We start from the raw sequence: 18,064 nt of genomic DNA, 5'->3' as shown, positions 1-18,064 counted from the left end.
AAGTACCCTCAGGCCGGTGGTGGGCCGCCCCCGGCCGGCCCGCTGCGCGGAAGCCGCACGGTGACGGCGAGCCCGGCCCCGGGCGCGGTCGCCAGCGACGCGGAGCCGCCGTGGGCGGCGGCGAGCGAGGAGACGATCGCCAGGCCCAGGCCGGTGCCGCCGGCGGCGCGGGTGCGGGAGGCGTCGGCGCGGTAGAACCGCTCGAACGCGCGCGCCGCGTCGTCGGCGGCCATGCCCGGGCCGTCGTCGGCGACCCGCAGCAGCAGCGTGTCCGCATCGGCCGGGTCCTGGGCCACCGAGACCTGCACCCGGGTGCCCGGCGGTGTGTGCGTCAGGGCATTCGTGACGAGGTTGCCCACCACCTGGCGCAGCCGGCTCTCGTCGCCGAGCACGACGGGGACGTCGGTGAGCGACTCGTCCAGGTGCAGGCTGATCGTCCGGTCCGGCTGCACCGCCCGCGCGTCGTGGACGGCGTCGCCGGCGACCGCGGCGAGGTCCACCGGGGCCATGGCCAGCGGGCGCTGCTGGTCCATGCGGGCCAGCAGCAGCAGGTCCTCCACCAGCAGGCCCATCCGGCCGCCCTCGGCCTCGATCCGCTGCATCAGCCGGGCGACGTCCGCCTCGGAGCGGACGGCGCCCTGGCGGTACAGCTCGGCGAACCCGCGGATCGAGGTGAGCGGCGTGCGCAGCTCGTGGCTGGCGTCGGCGACGAACCGGCGCATCCGGTGCTCGGACCCGCGGGCCTGCTCCTCGGAGGCCTGCTGGGCGCGGAACGCGCTCTCGATGCGGGCGAGCATCCCGTTGAGCGCGGTGGACAGCCGGCCGACCTCGGTGCGCTCGTCGCCGTCCGGGACACGGCGCGACAGGTCTCCCGCGGCGATGGCGGCGGCGGTGCGCTCGACGTCGGCCAGCGGACGGAGGCTGTTGCGCACCAGTACGTAGCCGGTGGCGCCGAGGAGCACGAGGAGTGCCAGCCCGACGACCAGCTCGATGCGGATCAGGCGGGAGATGGCCCGCTCGACGCCCTCGAGGTCGTCGCCGACGACCAGCGTGTAGCCGCCGGGCAGCTGGCCCGAGGCCATCCGCCACTGCGCGCCGTCGATCCACACCGTCACCGGGCGCCCGTCCGCACGGAGCCGCTCGATCGCCTGCACGCTCAAGTCGGGCAGGGCGTCTTCACCCGGCCCGCGGGGCTCGCCGATCACGACGGGCTCGTCGCCGTCCGGCGTCAGGCAGGCGACGTAGAAGGTGTTGGGCTGGGGGCGGCCGGTCCGGAGGCAGGCGCTGACCAGCTCGGGTCGCAGGTTGTTCTCGACGACGGCGCGCAGCTCCGCGTCCCGCTGGTCCTGCAGGTAGTCACGCAGCAGGGATGCAGTGGTGAAGCCGGTCGCCAGGAGCGCCACGCTCAGCAAGGCGACCATCAGCGCGACGAGGGTGACCCGCAGGGGCACCCGCGGGCCTCGGGCGGCCGGAGGGGTCACGAGCCGCGCGGCAGCCGCAGGGTGTAGCCGACCCCGCGGATGGTCTGCAGCAGGCGGGGCTCGGTCGTGTCGATCTTGCGGCGCAGATAGGAGATGTAGGACTCCACGACGTTGGCCTCGCCGTTGAAGTCGTAGTTCCACACGTGGTCGAGGATCTGCGCCTTCGACAGCACCCGACCGGCGTTGGCCATGAGGTAGCGCAGCAGCTTGAACTCGGTCGGGGAGAGGCTGATGACCTCACCGGCCTTGATGACCTCGTGCGACTCCTCGTCCAGCTCGATGTCGGCGAAGGTCAGCCGGGGCGCCTCGGCCGGGCGCTGCGCACCCGTCGTGCGCCGGAGGACGGCCCGGATGCGCGCCACGACCTCGTCCAGGCTGAACGGTTTGGTGACGTAGTCGTCCCCGCCGAGGGTGAGCCCGGAGATCTTGTCCTCCGGGGCGTCCCGGGCGGTCAGGAACAGCACCGGGGTGTGGCGGCCGGTCTCGCGCAGCCGGCGGACGACGCCGAAGCCGTCGAGCCCGGGCATCATCACGTCGAGCACCAGCAGGTCCGGGCGGAACGACGCGGCGAGCGCGAGCGCCTGCTGCCCGTCGGCCGCGGTGGCGACCTCGAAGCCCGCGTAGCGGAGGCTCGCCGACAGCAGCTCGCGGATGTTCGGCTCGTCGTCGACCACCAGGAGGCGGGCCTCCGGGGCCGGGCGGCCGGTGGGCTCGTTCCCGGACACTGCTCCTCCGGTCGCGTGGGCCGATGCCGTCGTCGTCATGCACCCAGGGTCGGGCGAAGGGCTGCGGTCGGGCTGGACGCTACCTGCGAACTTGCTGGGAGCGCTCCCGGCGGCGCCGGGGCGTTCCTCAGCCCCCCATGGCGCGGCCCAGACGCCAGTAGCCGATCGCGTGGTGCTGCGCCCGCCCCAGCCCCCACCGGCCCCGCAGGTCGGCCCGGATGGCGCGGACCGCGGCCGACTCCGCACCCACCCAGGCGAAGACGTCCTCGTCCTGCGGAGGGTCCAGGGCCGCCACGGCATCGACCAGGAGCGTGCTCTTCCCCGGGGGCGTGGGCCCGCGGTGCAGCCAGCGCAGCTCGACGCCGGCCGGTGCCGCGAGCTCCTGCTCCTCGGCCGGGCCGGCCACCTCCAGGTAGGCGACCCCGGCCGTCTGCGGCGGGGCGGCGGCGAGGATGCGGCTCACGGCCGGCAGAGCGGTCTCGTCGGCGGCGAGCAGCAGCCAGCGCGCCGGCCGCTCGGCGAGCGAGGCGGCACCGGCGATCCCGAGCAGCGCACCGGGCCGCGCCGCCCCCGCCCAGGCGGCGGCCGGCCCGTCGCCGTGCAGGACGAAGTCGATGTCTACCTCGCCGGCGGCCGGGTCCTGCCGCCGGGCCGTGTAGCTGCGCAGCGCGACCCCGTGGCCGCCCTCGGGCCACACGATCCGGCCGTCCCGCTGGATGCGCGGCCAGCGTGGGTCCGGGTCGTCGACCCGCGGTACGAGGAGGTTCACGGTGGGCCCGGCCGCGGCCACGACGGCGGCGTCCCCGGACAGGGTCACCCGCCGCACCGAGGGGGTCACGTCGGTCACCGCGACGACGGTGAGGACGTCGACCGGTCGCAGGCCGTCGGTGAAGACGGCGCCGTCGGGAGAGGTCACGTCGGTCCAGCCTAGGTGTGCCCCCGGTCTCGGCCGACCGATGTGTGCCCCGGTGCCGCCGCGGGCACGGCAGCAGCACCGTCCACGAGCCGGGGAGAGGCGATGTCCGACGACCTGAAGAAGGGTGACCACGTCACCTGGAACAGCCACGGCAGGGAGGTCGAGGGCACGGTGGAGCGGAAGATCACCTCCGACACCGAGGCCTCCGGTCGCACCGTGCGGGCCAGCGAGGACGACCCGCAGTACGAGGTCCGCAGCGACAAGAGCGGGCGCACCGCGGTGCACAAGCCCGGCGCGCTCGACGAGGCCTGAGCCCCGCGCTCGGATCCACGGCCCGGCGGCGCCGGGCCCGAACACCAGGAGGAACACGTGACCGAGTCCGCAGGCGACTTCGCCGGCTCGCGCAGCACCAAGCACAACCCGCGGCTCGACGAGGAGCTCGAGCACGAGGTGCAGGGGATGATGAAGGCCGAGCGGGCCACCCGCGCGCACGAGTGGCGCGAGGTGGAGCCGGTCGCCGAGGGTGACCCCGACATCGACGCGGACCCGGCCGGCACGCTGACCGGCGGTGTGCCGGTGGGCATGACCGAGGACGCCGTCGTCGCGCGGGCCGAGCTGGCCCGCTGGCTGGACCGTGCGGACTTCCCGAGCACCGGACCCGAGCTGGTCGAGGCCGCCCGGGACCACCGGGCGCCCGACGTCGTCGCCGCCGAGCTGGCGCGGCTGCCCGAGGGCGAGACCTTCGAGCGGATCGGCGACGTCGTCCGTGCGCTCGGCTACCCGACCGAGACCGGCCCCGGGCCCGGGGCCTCGGAGCCGGCGTCTCCACAGGACTCCTGACCGCCGGGCGGGGGAGGGCGCCGGCTCACGCGTCGGCGCTCTCCCTCGCCTCGTCGTCGGCGATCTCCTCGGCGCCGCGACGACGGAAGAGCTTCGATCCGGGGAAGCCCTTCACGATCTGCCGCATGTCCTGGACCGTGTCGACCAGGTCCCGCACGTCCGTGCCGACGCTCTCGAGGCCCTCGAGAACGGGGAGGATGTCCTCGTCCAGGTGCGTCACCAGCCGCGGTAGCCGGTCGATGATCGTGATCAGCGCGTCGACCTCGGTCGCGTCGAACGAGGCCGCCAGCCTGCGGATCGCCGGCGCGAGGGCGGTGAGGGCCGGCTCGTAGTCGCCCAGCAGGGGCTCGATGCGGCCGACCATGCCCTCGGCCCGGTCGACGACGCCGTCCGCGCGCCCGGCAGTGCCCCCGACCCGGTCGATGGCGTCGTCGGCGCGTTGCCGGGTCTCGTTCATGCCGGCGATGGCGTCGTCGGCGTGTTGCCGGGTCTCGTTCATGCCGGCGATGGCGTCGTCGGCGTGTTGCCGGGTCTCGCTCATGCCGGCGATGGCGTCGTCGGCGCGTTGCCGGGTCTCGCTCATGCCGGCGATGGCGTCGTCGGCGCGTTGCCGGGTCTCGCTCATGCCGGCGATGGCGTCGTCGGCGCGTTGCCGGGTCTCGTTCATGCCGGCGATGGCGTCGTCGGCGTGTTGCCGGGTCTCGCTCATGCCGGCGATGGCGTCGTCGGCGCGTTGCCGGGTCGCCCCGACGCCTTCGATCGCCTCGTCGGCCCGCGAGCGCGTCGTGTCCAGGCGCGTGATCGCCCCGTCGGCCCGGTCCAGCAGCGTCTCGACCCGGTCGACCGCGCCGGAGACCCGCTCCAGCAGCTCCTCCATGTGACCGAGCGCGGCGGCGGCGCGGGGCACGAGGGCGAGGGCGTCGCCGAGGCCCTCGCGCACGCCCCCTACCAGCGCGAACACGTCGGAGGGGCCGGGCACGGAGGGGATGCGCACCCGGCGAAGGCTACGCAGTGCGCCGGTGGGCCACCATTCGGTTGCTCCCGTTGCGTCTGCGGCTGCCGCGCGTCGGCGTGGTCGGGGCGCATCGGCCCGTATCGTGGCGCGACGGACGGGGACGAGCGGACGACGAGAAGGTGTCGACACCTGTGGGTGACCAGCCGACGCGGGACGGCGCGGGCGACCGCGACGTCCCCGGGCGCACCCGCCGCGGGCGGGCGGCCCAGGGCGGCGCCGCCGAGCCGGTCACCGTCGAGCAGCTGATCGCCCGGCAGGGCAGCGCGGTCGGCGGCCGGCGTGCCGCCCGCCGGGGCGCGGTGGAGCCGGGCAGGAGCAGCCGTCTCGGGCGCGCCACCGCCGCGGAGGCGGAGGAGCACAGGCGGCGGCCCGGACGTCGGCCGGCGGCAGACCGCGGCGGGACCACCGCCGCTCCGGACCGGACTGCTGCCCGTGCCGAGGACGTCCCCGCCGCGCAGGCGGGACTGCCTCCGGTACCCGGCGCCGCCCGGCCGCCCGGCTCCCAGGCCGGTCTGCCCCCGGTGCCGTCGGCGCACGCGGGGACCCCGCCCGTCGCGGGGGTCGGGCTCGAGGAGCCCCCGGTCCGGCCGGGGCTCCCACCGCTTCCCGGCGCGCACCCCGGGCCGCCCCCGGTGCCGCCGACGCCTGGCCGGTCGCCGGCGGCCTGGGCGCCCGACGAGCGTCCCTCCCGGCGCAGCGGCCCGATCCCGCCGCTGCCGGGGCTGGCCCCGCCGCTCCCGTCGGGGGCCACCGTGCGCCGTCCCGCCGCCGCCCGCCCGCCGCGGAGTCCGGGGCACCGCCGCCTCGCTCGTGCGGCGATCGCCCTGGCCGGCATCGTCGGCGTCGTCCTCCTCTACCACCTGGGCCTCTACTTCTACGTCGACCAGCGCATCGACCGGGTGGACGCGCTCGCCGTCGACGGCCCCGAGGTGCTGGCCCCGCAACTGCAGGAGGCCGCCGACACCTACCTCGTCGTCGGCACCGGCATCCCGGGGCAGACGGGGGCGGCCTCGGTGGCCACCCTGGTGGTCTCGGTCGCGGCCGAGGGCGACCGCGCCGTGCTGGTGAGCGTGCCGCCCACGGCGCTGGTGGACACCCCCGCGTGTCGCACGGCGGACGGTGAGCTCCGGAACCCGGCCACCGAGGCGTTCGCCGGCGCGCTGCTCGACGGCGGGCCGGCGTGCCTGGTCCGGGCCGTCCAGCAGCTGTCCGGCCTGCGGATCGACCACTACCTCGGCGTCGACCTCACCGACCTGCCCGGAATGGTCGACGCGCTGGGCGGCGTCCCGGTCTGCGTCGTGCCGTCGGGCGCGATCGCGGCCGCGGCGACCCCGCCACCGGCCGGGCCCTCCGAACTCTCCGGCACCGCGGCGTCGGGCTTCCTGCAGCCGGGTGACAGCGGGACCGATAGCACGGGCGCCGCCGTGGCCGAGCGGGCCCAGCGGCTGCTCACCTCGACCCTGCGCGCGGCGATGTCCGCGGACACGTTGCTCGACCCGGTCACCCTCGCCCGCTTCCTCGACCGGGCCTCGGAGGCGTTGACACTCGACGAGCAGACGACGCTCGGTGACCTGCGGGTGCTCGCCGGCGCGCTCGGCGACCTGTCGGGCGACGCGGTGCAGCGGGCGGGGCTGCCGGTCGCCCAGGTCGGTTACGTGCCGGCCGGCACCGACCAGGCCTACGTGATCCTCGATGCGATGGCGACGCGATCACTGTTCGACGAGGTCATCGACGGCGCCCGGCTGCCGGCCGAGATGCTGGAGGCGCAGCGCGCCGAGCAGGCGGCTGCAGCGGAGGCCGCGCCCGAGCCGGAGGCCCCCGCCGGGCCCGCCCCGCTCACCGCCCCGCCGGCGGAGATCACCGTCGACGTGCTCAACGGCACCGGCACGACCGGGCTGGCGGCGACGGTCGCCGACGCCCTCCGCGGCCAGGGCTTCGGCATCGCGACGGTCGGCAACGAGCCGGGAACCGTCAGCGAGAGCGTGGTGCGCCACGGCCCGGTGGCGCTGGAGCAGGCGCGGACCCTGGCCGCGGCCGTGCCGGGGTCGGTGCTCCAGGCGAGCGACTCGATGGGCGACTCGGTGCAGCTGGTCATCGGCCCGGGTTACGCGGGCGTCGTGCCGGTGGAGATCGGCGGTCCGGTGGCCGCCGACCCGCCCGTGGAGACGACGGTGGCCGCCCCCCAGCGGGAGGCGGCCACGGTCAGCTGCTGAGGGCGGGACCCCGTCCGACGGGGTCCTCGTTCACCCGAAGCGGCCGGAGATGTAGTCCTCGGTCGCCTTCTCGTCGGGGTTGCTGAAGATCTTCTCGGTCGGGTTGAACTCGATCAGCCGGCCCGGCTGGCCGACCCCGTTGAGGTTGAAGAAGCCGGTCTGCTCGCTAACGCGCGCGGCCTGCTGCATGTTGTGCGTGACGATGACGATCGTGAACCGCTCCTTGAGCTCGGTCATCAGGTCCTCGATGGCCAGCGTGGAGATCGGGTCCAGGGCCGAGCAGGGCTCGTCCATGAGCAGCACGTCGGGCTCGACGGCGATCGCGCGGGCGATGCAGAGCCGCTGCTGCTGACCGCCGGAGAGGCCGGAGCCGGGGCGGTCGAGGCGGTCCTTGACCTCGTCCCACAGGTTGGCCCCGCGCAGCGAGCGCTCGACGAGCTCGTCGGTCTCCGACTTCTTCATCTTCTTCGAGTTCAGGCGCATCCCGGCGGCGACGTTGTCGTAGATGGACATCGTCGGGAAGGGGTTGGGTCGCTGGAACACCATGCCGATCTGCCGGCGGACGGTCACCGGGTCGGAGTCCGAGCCGTAGAGGTCCTGGCCGTCCATGACGACCTTGCCCTCCACCCGCGCGCCAGGGATGACCTCGTGCATGCGGTTGAGCGCGCGCAGGAACGTCGACTTGCCGCAGCCCGACGGCCCGATCAGGGCCGTGATGCTGCGCGGCTCGATGGAGACGTTCACGCCCTGCACGGCGAGGAACTTGCCGTAGTAGATGTCGAGATCCGACACCTCGATGCGCTTGGCCACGAGTGGTCCCTTTCCTGGGTGGATGAAGCTCAGCGGCTGGTCTTGGGGGCGAAGACGCGGCTGATCATGCGGGCGACCACATTGAGGCCCATCACCAGCATGATGAGGACCAGCGCCGCTGTCCAGGCCCGGTTGATGGCGTCCTCGGGCGGGACGCCCGGCTGGGTCAGCTGGTAGAAGGCGTAGACCGGCAGGGTGGCCATGCGGCCCTCGAACGGGTTCAGATTGGTGCCGTTCGTGATGCCGACCGTCACGAGCAGCGGTGCGGTCTCGCCGATGACCCGCGCGATGGCCAGCGTGACGCCGGTCCCGAGGCCGGCGATCGCGGTGGGGATGACGACCTTCAGGATGGTCCGCCACTTCGGCACGCCGAGCGCATAGGCGGCCTCGCGCAGTTCGTTGGGGACGAGCTTGAGCACCTCTTCCGCCGACCGCACCACGACCGGGATCATCAGGACCGAGAGGGCCACGGCGCCCATGATGCCCAGCCGGATCCCCGGGCCGAAGAAGATGACGAACAGGGCGTAGGCGAAGAGACCCGCGACGATCGACGGGATCCCGGTCATCACGTCGACGAAGAAGGTGATCGACCGCTTGAGCCGGCCGGAGCCGTACTCGACCAGGTAGATGGCGGTCATCAGGCCGATCGGCACGGAGATGAGCGTGGTGAGCAAGGTGATGATCAGAGTGCCCATGATCGCGTGGTAGGCACCGCCGCCCTCGCCGATCACGCCCAGGAGGGACGCGCCGAAGAACTCGCCGTCGAACCGCTGGGCGCCGCGGCGGATGACCTCGTAGGCGAGCGAGACCAGCGGGACCATGGCGATTCCGAACGCCGTCACCACCAGGCACGTGACCAGCCGGTCCGCGGCCCGCCGCTGGCCCTCGACAACGCGCGAAGCCATGTACAGGACGACGGTGCCCAGGACGACGGTGTAGACGACCAGCAGGACGATGTTCGGGCTGGTCAGCGCGCCGAGGAGTGCGGCCAGCGCCAGAGCCGCGGCGAAGCTGACCCAGGGCGCCCACCGGGGCAGCCGGCCGTCCTCGCGCCGCTCGGGGGGCGTGCCCGGGGCGGAGGCGCCCGAGGTGCGCTGCTGGATCGACGTGCTCATCAGTTGGCTCCGGAGAAGTCGGCGCGGCGGTTGACGATCCAACGGGCGAGCATGTTGACCAGGAGCGTGATCACGAACAGCACCAGGCCACTGGCGATCAGCGTGTTGACGTCCAGCCCGGTGGACTCCGGGAACTGCAGTGCGATGTTGGCCGCGATCGTCTGCGGGTTGGCGCTGGAGATCAAGGCGAAGGTGATCCCCGCGGCCGAGCCGGAAAGGATGATGGCGACCGCCATGGTCTCGCCGAGCGCTCGCCCCAGGCCGAGCATGGCGCCGCCGATGACGCCGCTCTTGCCGTAGGGGATCACTGCCATCTTGATCATCTCCCAGCGGGTGGCGCCGAGGGCCAGCGCCGCCTCGCGGTGCAGCGACGGGACCTGCGTGAACACCTCGCGGGAGATGGCACTGACGATCGGCAGGATCATGACCGCGAGGACCAGCCCGATGGTGAGCATCGTCCGCCCCGTGGCCGAGACCGGCCCGGCGAACAGCGGGATGAAGCCGAGGTTCTCCTCGAGCCAGCGGTAGAAGGGAACGAGCCGCGGCGCGAGCCAGGCGATGCCCCAGAAGCCGTAGACGATGCTCGGGATGGCGGCGAGGAGGTCGACGACGTAGCCGAGGACCTGGGCCACCCGGCGCGGCGCGTAGTGGGTGATGAACAGCGCGATGCCGACCGCGAGCGGGGTGGCCACCAGCAGCGCGATGGTGGCGGACAGCAGCGTGCCGAAGATCAGCGGCCATACGTAGGAGACCAGCCCCCCCTCCCCCGGGAGGTCCTCCGCCGACGCGGTCAGCGCCGGGAAGGACTCCGCGAGGAGGAACAGCGTCACCCCGGCGAGGATGACCAGGATGAGGATGCCGGCGCCCTTGGCGCTGCCGGAGAAGATCTGGTCGCCGGGCCGGCGTACGGCTCGGGGAGCCGTCGGTTCCTGCGGGGGACTGGTGGCTGTCACCGCTGCTCCGTCTGCTGCGCTGTGGTCGGTACCCGTCGGGGATGAACCCGCGTGCGGCGGGCGAAGTGACGGCCCGGAGCGTCGTCAGACGCTCCGGGCCGTCACTGATGATGCCGGATCAGCCGGCGGTGATCGCGTCGATCGCCGTCTGGTTCTGCTCGCGGAGGGCGTCCGAGATCGGCGCCGAGCCGGCGGCCTCCGCCGCGGCCTGCTGCCCCTCCTCGCTGATCACGTAGCCCATGAAGTCCTTGACCAGGTCCGCTGTCTCCTGCTCGTCGTACTCGACGCAGCCGATGTGGTAGCTGACCAGCACGATCGGGTAGTTGCCGGACTCGGTGGTGTCGCGTGCCAGCTCGATGGCGAAGTCGTACTCACCACGGCCCCCGACCGTCTCGGAGTTCTCGACCACCGCGGCGGCGGCCTCGGCCGACGGCGCCACGAACTCCTCGCCCACCCCGATGTTGGCCACGCCGAGGTCGCCCGCCTGGCTCAGGTCGGCGTAGCCGATGGCCCCGTTGCCGGCCCCGACCGCGCTGACCACGCCGGAGGTGCCCTGCGCAGCCTCGCCGCCGGCCACCGGCCAGACGCCGTCGGGCTCGTGCGGCCAGGCGTCACCGGCCGCAGCGGCCAGGTACTCGGTGAAGTTCTCCGTGGTGCCGGAGTCGTCCGCGCGGTTGACCGGGGTGATCGGCAGGTCGGGCAGCGTGGCGTCCGGGTTGTCCGCAGCGATGGCCGGGTCGTTCCAGTTGGTGATCTGCTGGTTGAAGATTCCCGCCAGGGTCTCCGGGGAGAGGTTGAGCTCGTCGACGCCCTCGAGGTTGTAGACGACCGCGATGGGGGCGATGTAGTTGACCAGCTCGAAGACGCCGGACGTCCCGCAGCGCTCCTCGGCCTGCGCGAGCTCCTCCTCGTCCAGCGCGGCGTCGGAGCCGGCGAAGTCGGTGCCGCCGGCGAGGAACTGCTCACGACCGCCGCCGGAGCCGACCGGGTCGTAGTTGACCGTGACGTCCGGCTGGACGCTGCTGTACCCGGCGGTCCAGCCCTGCATGGCGGCCTGCTGGCTGCTCGCGCCGGCACCCACGAGCGTGCCGCTCAGCTCGGTGCCCGACCCGGTGCCGCTGCCGCCGGTGGAGCCGCCGCCGGACTCGTTGGACGCGCCGCAGGCGGCGAGCGCGAGGGTGCTGGCGAGCGCCACGGAGAGCGTGGTGGCGCGCGTCTTGGTGCTGAGCTTCAACTCAGGGCCTCTCAGGTTCGCCCGGACCTGTTCCGGGCAGCGTTGGACCGACACGAGGGACGTTAGGGAGCCCAGGTGGCGTGATCCCCGAGCCGAGGTGAACGGCCGGTGAACGGACGCGGAGTATCCCGCCCACCACGCGTGGCGAGGGTCACCGCTCGTCGGAGCAGGGGTCCGCGATCACGACGGGCGTCCACCGGCGGCGGCTGGAGCGGATGTGGTGCGGACATGCGTCGGCGGCGGCCCCGTCGGGGGGCCGCCGCCGACCGGGCAGGTGCGGATCAGCCCTGGGCGACCCCGGTGGTGATGCGGTCGAGCGTCGGCGCGCTCACCGGCGACTGCTCGGCGAGGTAGGCGGTGAAGGCGTCCGTGTCGATCGGGCCGGTCACGGCGTTCTCGCCCTCGGTCAGGACGGTGAACCCGTCCCCGCCGCCGGCGAGGTAGTTGTTCACCGTGACGCGGTAGGTCCGCTCGGCGACGACTGCCTCGCCTCCGATCGTGAGGCTGCCCTCCACCACCCGGGTGCCGGTGCACGGATCGGCGCCGGCCAGGGCGGTCGTCCCCTCGGGGTCGACGACGTAGGACACCGTGTCCGAGACGTAGAGGGTGCGGCCCACCTGGAACTGCTGCTCCAGCAGGCAGTACAGCTGCTCGTCGGTCAGGTCGAGGGTCACCAGGTTGTTGGCGAAGGGCTGGACGGTGAACGCCTCCTCGTAGGTGACCTCACCGGCGTCGAGGTCCGCGCGGACGCCACCCGGGTTCATGAACGCGGCGACGGCCCCGTACTCGTCATCGGTGGCGGCGAGCTGGGCGTCGGCGATGACGTTGCCGAGTACCGATTCGCCGCGCGCGTCCCCGAAGAGTGTCTCCTGCGTCCTCGTCAGATCTTCCGAGGTCTCGCCGACGACCTCGCCGGCGATCGGGCCGAGCGCCTCCCGGTAGTGCTCGATGAGCCGGGTCTGCGCGGCGTCCTCGGCCAGGTCGCGGGTCACGATGACGTTCTCCGCCTCCGCGGTGAGCACGTCCCCGGTGCGCCGGTCGACGGCCAGGTCGATGTCGGTGACCAGCCGGCCGGCGGAGCTGGCACTGGTGACCAGCTTGCCGTCGATCTGGCAGTTGTAGGCCTGGTGGGTGTGGCCGCTCACGATGACGTCGATGGCGTCGTCCATGCCCTCGGCGATGTCGACGATCGGGCCGGTGAGGCCGTTGCAGCCGTTGACGTCCCAGGCGTTCTCGCCGGTCTGCGAGCCACCCTGGTGCAGGAGGACGACGATCGCCTCGACGCCCTGCTCCTGCAGCTCCGCGGCGTAGCGGTTGGCCGTCTCGATCTCGTCGGCGAACTCCAGCCCGGCGACGCCTTCCTGGCTGACGATGTCGGCGGTGCCCTCCAGCGTCATGCCGATGAAGCCGATCTCCACGCCCTGCACCTTGTGGATCGCGTACGGGTCGAGCAGCGGCTCACCGGTCTCGTCGAGGAACGCGTTGGCCGACAGGTACTGGAACCCGGCGCCCTCGTACGGCGTGCCGTCGGCGCAGCCGTCGACCGGGTGGCAGCCGCCGTGCTGGATGCGCAGCAGTTCCTCGGCGCCCTCGTCGAACTCGTGGTTGCCGACGCTCGCGTAGTCGAGGCCGGCCAGGCCGAGGGACTCGATGGCCGGCTCGTCGTGGAAGGCGGCCGACAGCAGCGGGGAGGCGCCGATCAGGTCGCCGGCGGCGACGGTGATCGTGTTGTTCTTCTTCTGCTCCTCGGCCAGCTGCGCGAGCTGGGTGGCGAGGTACTCGGCTCCGCCGGCGTCGACGGTCGTGCCCGCGGCGTCGACCTGGATCCGGCCGCCCGAGCCGCCCGGCGCCTCGAGGTTGCCGTGGAAGTCGTTGAGGGCGAGCAGCTGGACCTCGACCGGCTTGGGGCCCTGCGCCTTCTCGGGGGCGGCGCTCACGGCGGACGTTCCGCCGGCCAGCATCAGTGCGGTGAGTGCCGTCGCGGCGGCGGCGCCGGATGCGACCCGGCGGAGCGCTGTTCGTGTCATGGGTTCTCCTGCGGACGAGATGGGACGGAACGGCTCGTCCATCCACTCCTCGCTCGGCGGCCGGCCGGGGGCCAGGGGGTGAACGCCGGTCGAGGCGCGGCGGAACTCGGCGGCGGCTCCCGGCCGACACGCCGGGTCGGTCGCCGATCGGTCACCCGACGGCCATGTCGGTGTCGTGCTCGGTGCCTACCGTCGCGCCGCACCCGTCCCACCGACCGAGGAGAAGCAGTGCAACGACGTCATCGAGCGGTTCCGGCCGCCGTGCTGTCCGCGATGGTCGCGGGCCTGCTGGGGGTGTCGGCCGGACCGGCCGCCGCGGTGGCCCCTGCGGACGGCGCCGTCTTCATCAACGAGCTCCACTACGACAACGACGGCACGGACACCGGGGAGGCGATCGAGGTCGCCGGCCCAGCCGGCACCGATCTCTCCGGCTGGAGCGTCGTCCTCTACAACGGGAGCAACGGGGCTGCGTACGGCACGCAGCCACTGAGCGGCACCATCCCCGACCAGCAGGACGGCTTCGGCACGGTCTCGATCAGCTACAACGGCATCCAGAACGGGGACCCCGACGGCGTCGCGCTGGTGAACGCGGACGGCGTCGTCGTGCAGTTCCTCTCCTACGGAGGCAGCTTCTCCGCGGCGGGCGGTGCGGCGGGCGGTGCGGCGGGCGGCCTGACCAGCACCGACATCGGCGTGGCCGAGCCCCGCAGCACGCCAGCCGGGCACTCCTTGCAGCTCACCGGCACCCGCACCACCTACGGCGACTTCTCCTGGGCCGCGCCGACCGACGACTCCTTCGGCAGCGTCAACACCGGCCAGACCTTCGGCGAGGGCGGCGGCAGCGCGCCCACTGAGCCCGAGCCCGACCCCGAGCCCGAGGCCTGCGAGATCGCGGTCACCCACGAGATCGGCGTAGTCCAGGGCGCCGGTGACACCAGCCCCGTCGAGGGCGAGCAGGTCACCATCGAGGGCGTCGTCGTTGGCGACTTCCAGAAGGCCGACCAGCTCGGCGGCGTATACCTCCAGGCTGCCGACGGCGACGGCGACCCGGCCACCTCCGACGGCATCTTCGTCTTCGACGCGGACGCACCCGCGCTCGCCGAGGGCGACGTCGTCCGGGTGACCGGCACCGTCGACGAGTACCACGGCCTGACCGAGATCACGAACGTCACCGCCATCGGTGACTGCGGCGACGCCGCCGTCCCCGCGCCGACCGAGCTCGGCCTGCCCGCCGACGAAGGTGCTCGCGAGCGTCTCGAGGGCATGCTGGTCACCATCGCCGAGCCGGTCACGGCCACCGAGACCTACACCCTGGCCCGCTACGGCGAGCTGGTGGTCTCCGCGGACGGCCGGCTCCACCAGCCGACCAACGACGACGTCGCAGACGACTCGGCCCAGCAGCAGGCCAACGACGGCCGCCGGCTGATCATCGACGACGCCAGTACGGTGCAGAACCCCGACGAGGTGCCCTTCACCGACGTGAACGGTGAGGTGGTCCGCCTGGGCGACAGGGTGACCGGCGTGGTCGGCGTGCTCAGCTACGGGCACGACGCCTGGCGGCTGCAGCCGACCGCCGAGCCGACGGTGCAGCGGGCGAACCCTCGTCCGGCGTCGCCGGACGAGGTGGGCGGCGACCTGCAGGTGGCCAGCTTCAACGTGCTCAACTACTTCACGACCATCGACGAGCCCGGCGCGGTCACCGACGGCGGGCACGATCCGCGCGGCGCGGACAGCGGGACGGAGTTCGAGCGCCAGCAGGCCAAGATCGTCGCAGCGATCCTGGCGCTCGACGCGGAGATCGTCGGCCTGATGGAGATCGAGAACGACGCCGACGACGCGGCGGTCGACAACCTGGTCGCCGCGCTCAACGAGGCGGCCGGCGAGGACCGGTACGCCGCGGTCGAGGAGCCCGGCACCGGCGGCGGGCTGTTCGGCACCGACGCGATCAAGGTGGCGATGATCTATCAGCCGGACGCCGTCGTCCCGATGGGCCCGGCCGTCACCACCGACAGCGACGCCTTCGCCAACGCCAGGCTCCCGCTGGCACAGCGGTTCCGTCCCGCCTCCGGCGGGCAGCCCTTCACCGTCGTCGTCAACCACTTCAAGTCGAAGGGCTGCGACGGAGCGACCGGGGAGAACGCCGATCAGGGCAACGGACAGGGGTGCTACAACGCCGACCGCGTCGAGCAGGCCGAGGCCCTCGTAAACCTGGCCGGCTCCCTGCCCGGCAACCAGACCATGATCATCGGCGATCTCAACGCCTACGGCGGCGAGGACCCGCTCGACGTCCTCGAGGTGGCCGGCTACGTCGACCTGGTCGACACCCGGCTCCCGGAGGAGGAGCAGTACACGTACGTGTTCCAAGGGCAGGCGGGCTACCTCGACCACGCCCTGGTCTCGCCGCAGCTGGCGAAGCGGATCGCCGGCGTGGACATCTGGCACGTCAACTCGGACGAGGCGTTGTTCCTGGACTACAACACCGAGTTCAACCCGGAGGGCTTCTACGCGCCTGATCCGTACCGGTCGTCGGACCACGATCCGGTCCTGCTCGGCCTGGAGGCCACCCCTGGAGCCGGGCGGCGCTGAGGGGGACCGCCGTCCCCGTGGCCTCGAGCGGCCACGGGGACGGCGCACCACCGGTGATCGCCGGGAGCGCGCCGCGAGCCAGGTCGTCCCCCGCCCCGATCTCCGGTCCCACGTGCAGATCGCCCAGGACGGAGGCGCGGACCTGCTGTACTGGACCGGCCCGGAGCACGCTCGTCGTGCCGGTCTGGCCGCCGTGCGCCGGCTGGTGGCAGAGCATGCCGGGGTGCTCCCGAACCGACGGTGCGGATCGGCTGCAGGCCGGTGCCCGCGCCGGGTGGCTGGCGCTGCCGCCCTTCGACGCGAGGTGCATCGAGCTCGGCCTCGACAGATCATCAGCGACCCGACGTGCTCATCGACCTCGTGGAGAAGAGCAGGCCGGGCGGCTGGCCGCGTCACCCGCGGTCACGACCCGTCCGATCAGAGGAGCCGCCGCTGCCCGGGGAGGCTTCCCGCAGTTCTGCCGTACGACGTGGAGCCGGTGGCGTGACGGACGGTCTCGATGTCGTGAAGGCGCGCCGATCCGGGTGGCACGCCGCCGTCGGCCGCCGAGCTTCGGTGACCTCGGCCACGGCGTACTCGGCGAGCGCGGCGAGCGTGCGTCGGTCGCCGGTGGTGGCGTCCAGTGCCGGCAGGAGGTGCACCTCGACCACCAGGTCTCTCGCCGCAGCGACCCGGGCCATGCTCCTCGGCAGGGTGTCGTCGCGGACCTGGCAGGGCAGTGTGGTCGCCACCTCCCCGTCGACGCGGTACCGGATCACAACGGGACAGACCAGCGCTCCGGCGTCCACCGCGGCCTGGAAGAAGGCCGGGCGGAACCGCCCGAGTGCGACCCCGCAGGAGGTGGGGCCGTCGGGCTGCACGGAGATCGACTGCCCACGCCGCAGCCGATGAGTGGCCTGCGCGACCCCGTCCGCCACCGACCGCAGGCGGCCCGGCTGCACCAGGACCACGCCGAGCCGTCGTGCCAGGCCTCCGACGAGCTTGCGGTCGCCGATCTCGGCGTTCGCCACCGGGAGCGCCCGGACGGCGACCAGCAGCGCGAGCTCGTCCAGCCACGTGACCTGGTTGCTCACGACGAGATGCCCGCGCCCCGTACGGGGCCACGGCACTGACGGGTTGATCACCTCGACCCGGACGCCGAGAGGGGTCACCACGCCGGCCGCACCGCAGACGGCCACTCGCCGCTGGGCCCGCTCACCGGCGTGGGCCATGACCTGTATCCGGACGGCCGCGCCGGTCACGGCCCGGACCAGGCGGAGCAGACGGCGGCGACGGGTGGCCGGGGCGGCCTGCGGGCCGGAACCGTCCGTGCAGGCCCTTCCACACGGTGCCACCGGCATCAGGCAGCTCATCGCCGGCCGTTCCCGGGGCCGCCGAACGCGCGTGCTGCGACGTCGGCCAGCGGCATGACGACGTAGAACTCGGCGGTACCGGAGGCGCGGTCGTGGGCGGGCCGGCCGCACACGACCCCGCCACCGCGCAAGGAGTCCTGCACGAGTGGCGGCAGGGCCGACGCTTGGGGTCGCCCCACGCCCTCGACGTCGAACGGGACGTGCGGAACCACCCGGAGCGCGGCCGGGGCGAGGTGCTGCGTCCGGACGACGTCCCAGACGGCGGCCGCCGTCGACCCGCCGTCGGTGAGGGGAACGGACGTGCGGCCGGCCAGGTACGGGTGTCCTCGCTCCAGGACGTACCGCAGCAAGCCGGCCGACAAGTGGCTGGTCACCGCCCCCGAGCGGTGCTCGGGGTGCACGTACCTGCGCCCGGCTGCCACGGTCCAGGGCCGCAGCTGCGCGTGCCGGGAGAGATCGAACTGGCCGTCGCCGTAGCTGCGGCCGAGCGCCATGGCGCGTTCCGGGGGGAGCAGGTGGCACGTGCCGACCACCCCGTCGCTGACCTCGTCCCAGACGACCAGGTGGTCGCACACGTCGTCCCACTCGTTCCCGTCGTGCTGCGGAACGGTGGCCGGGTCGGTCCGGGCCCCGCATCCGGCGTCGAGGACCCGGTGACGCAGGCGCTGGGCGGCGGCAACCTCGTGAGGTCGTGCCACGTACGTCCGGTAGCGCGCCGACCCGCTGGAGGAGGACGGCACGGCAGATGCAGGCATCACAGGCAACCTCGCTGTCCGGGAGCCCCGACAGGGCTCGCC

At 73.4% G+C, this 18,064-nt stretch carries 15 protein-coding genes; 4 read left to right on the top strand and 11 right to left on the bottom strand.

What is annotated here, in order from left to right:
* Positions 1–8: 8 nt before the first annotated feature.
* From ABC795_RS16035 to ABC795_RS16025, 3 genes are all read right to left on the bottom strand, one after another.
* Positions 9–1,451 carry a HAMP domain-containing sensor histidine kinase gene (locus ABC795_RS16035; RefSeq protein WP_347058166.1) on the bottom strand — a complete coding sequence of 481 codons (1,443 nt, stop codon included), beginning with the start codon at positions 1,449–1,451 and terminating at the stop codon, positions 9–11.
* A gap of 26 nt (positions 1,452–1,477) precedes the next feature.
* Positions 1,478–2,245 (bottom strand): response regulator transcription factor, encoded by a 768-nt coding sequence (locus tag ABC795_RS16030; RefSeq protein WP_347058165.1) that lies wholly within the window; start codon positions 2,243–2,245, stop codon positions 1,478–1,480.
* Between the two features lie 88 nt (positions 2,246–2,333).
* The gene (locus ABC795_RS16025) at positions 2,334–3,122 is read right to left on the bottom strand and encodes a siderophore-interacting protein (protein WP_347058164.1); all 789 of its coding nucleotides are present in this window, start codon (positions 3,120–3,122) and stop codon (positions 2,334–2,336) included.
* Between the two features lie 102 nt (positions 3,123–3,224).
* Here ABC795_RS16025 and ABC795_RS16020 point away from each other — a divergent pair, with 102 nt between their 5' ends.
* Positions 3,225–3,434 carry a DUF2945 domain-containing protein gene (locus tag ABC795_RS16020; RefSeq protein ID WP_347058162.1) on the top strand — a complete coding sequence of 70 codons (210 nt, stop codon included), beginning with the start codon at positions 3,225–3,227 and terminating at the stop codon, positions 3,432–3,434.
* A gap of 57 nt (positions 3,435–3,491) precedes the next feature.
* A complete protein-coding gene (locus ABC795_RS16015; RefSeq protein WP_347058160.1) occupies positions 3,492–3,962 on the top strand; it encodes a DUF2795 domain-containing protein in 471 nt (156 codons plus the stop codon).
* Between the two features lie 25 nt (positions 3,963–3,987).
* Here ABC795_RS16015 and ABC795_RS16010 read toward each other — a convergent pair whose 3' ends face one another.
* Complete coding sequence (locus tag ABC795_RS16010) at positions 3,988–4,956, bottom strand: hypothetical protein (protein WP_347058159.1); 969 nt, start codon at positions 4,954–4,956, stop codon at positions 3,988–3,990.
* 152 nt (positions 4,957–5,108) lie between these two features.
* Between ABC795_RS16010 and ABC795_RS16005 the strand changes: the two genes are divergently transcribed.
* Positions 5,109–7,190 (top strand): LCP family protein, encoded by a 2,082-nt coding sequence (locus ABC795_RS16005; RefSeq protein WP_347058158.1) that lies wholly within the window; start codon positions 5,109–5,111, stop codon positions 7,188–7,190.
* Positions 7,191–7,220: 30 nt separating this feature from the next.
* Here ABC795_RS16005 and pstB read toward each other — a convergent pair whose 3' ends face one another.
* From pstB to ABC795_RS15980, 5 genes are all read right to left on the bottom strand, one after another.
* Positions 7,221–8,000: a phosphate ABC transporter ATP-binding protein PstB gene (pstB, locus tag ABC795_RS16000; protein ID WP_347058157.1), complete on the bottom strand. Its 780-nt coding sequence runs from the start codon at positions 7,998–8,000 to the stop codon at positions 7,221–7,223.
* Between the two features lie 29 nt (positions 8,001–8,029).
* A complete protein-coding gene (gene pstA, locus ABC795_RS15995; protein WP_347058156.1) occupies positions 8,030–9,115 on the bottom strand; it encodes a phosphate ABC transporter permease PstA in 1,086 nt (361 codons plus the stop codon).
* Positions 9,115–10,068: a phosphate ABC transporter permease subunit PstC gene (pstC, locus tag ABC795_RS15990; protein ID WP_347058155.1), complete on the bottom strand. Its 954-nt coding sequence runs from the start codon at positions 10,066–10,068 to the stop codon at positions 9,115–9,117. Before pstC ends, pstA begins: the two co-directional genes overlap by 1 nt.
* 118 nt (positions 10,069–10,186) lie before the next feature.
* Entirely contained in the window at positions 10,187–11,302 is a 1,116-nt protein-coding gene (gene pstS / locus ABC795_RS15985; RefSeq protein ID WP_347058153.1) for a phosphate ABC transporter substrate-binding protein PstS, read from the bottom strand.
* 281 nt (positions 11,303–11,583) lie between these two features.
* Positions 11,584–13,329, bottom strand: coding sequence for a bifunctional metallophosphatase/5'-nucleotidase (locus ABC795_RS15980; protein ID WP_347058152.1), 1,746 nt, complete (start codon positions 13,327–13,329; stop codon positions 11,584–11,586).
* A gap of 228 nt (positions 13,330–13,557) precedes the next feature.
* Here ABC795_RS15980 and ABC795_RS15975 point away from each other — a divergent pair, with 228 nt between their 5' ends.
* Complete coding sequence (locus ABC795_RS15975; protein ID WP_347058151.1) at positions 13,558–15,915, top strand: ExeM/NucH family extracellular endonuclease; 2,358 nt, start codon at positions 13,558–13,560, stop codon at positions 15,913–15,915.
* A gap of 392 nt (positions 15,916–16,307) precedes the next feature.
* On the opposite strand, the gene ABC795_RS15970 is transcribed toward ABC795_RS15975, so the two are convergent.
* Together ABC795_RS15970 and ABC795_RS15965 are read right to left on the bottom strand one after the other, a co-directional pair.
* A complete protein-coding gene (locus ABC795_RS15970) occupies positions 16,308–17,126 on the bottom strand; it encodes a lysophospholipid acyltransferase family protein (protein WP_347060739.1) in 819 nt (272 codons plus the stop codon).
* A gap of 137 nt (positions 17,127–17,263) precedes the next feature.
* Positions 17,264–18,022 carry a GNAT family N-acyltransferase gene (locus ABC795_RS15965; protein ID WP_347058150.1) on the bottom strand — a complete coding sequence of 253 codons (759 nt, stop codon included), beginning with the start codon at positions 18,020–18,022 and terminating at the stop codon, positions 17,264–17,266.
* Positions 18,023–18,064 lie beyond the last annotated feature (42 nt).

Origin of the sequence: Blastococcus sp. HT6-30 (genome assembly GCF_039729015.1) — a bacterium.
Taxonomy (GTDB): Bacteria; Actinomycetota; Actinomycetes; order Mycobacteriales; family Geodermatophilaceae; genus Blastococcus.
This window is presented reverse-complemented; position numbering and strand designations above follow the sequence as displayed.

Coding starts and splice junctions, on each gene's coding strand:
- ABC795_RS15965 (WP_347058150.1), bottom strand. CDS start 18,022: ATGCCTGCATCTGCCGTGCCGTCCTCCTCCAGCGGGTCGGCGCGCTAC.
- ABC795_RS15980 (WP_347058152.1), bottom strand. CDS start 13,329: ATGACACGAACAGCGCTCCGCCGGGTCGCATCCGGCGCCGCCGCCGCG.
- ABC795_RS16030 (WP_347058165.1), bottom strand. CDS start 2,245: ATGACGACGACGGCATCGGCCCACGCGACCGGAGGAGCAGTGTCCGGG.
- ABC795_RS15970 (WP_347060739.1), bottom strand. CDS start 17,126: ATGGCCCACGCCGGTGAGCGGGCCCAGCGGCGAGTGGCCGTCTGCGGT.
- pstA (WP_347058156.1), bottom strand. CDS start 9,115: ATGAGCACGTCGATCCAGCAGCGCACCTCGGGCGCCTCCGCCCCGGGC.
- ABC795_RS16020 (WP_347058162.1), top strand. CDS start 3,225: ATGTCCGACGACCTGAAGAAGGGTGACCACGTCACCTGGAACAGCCAC.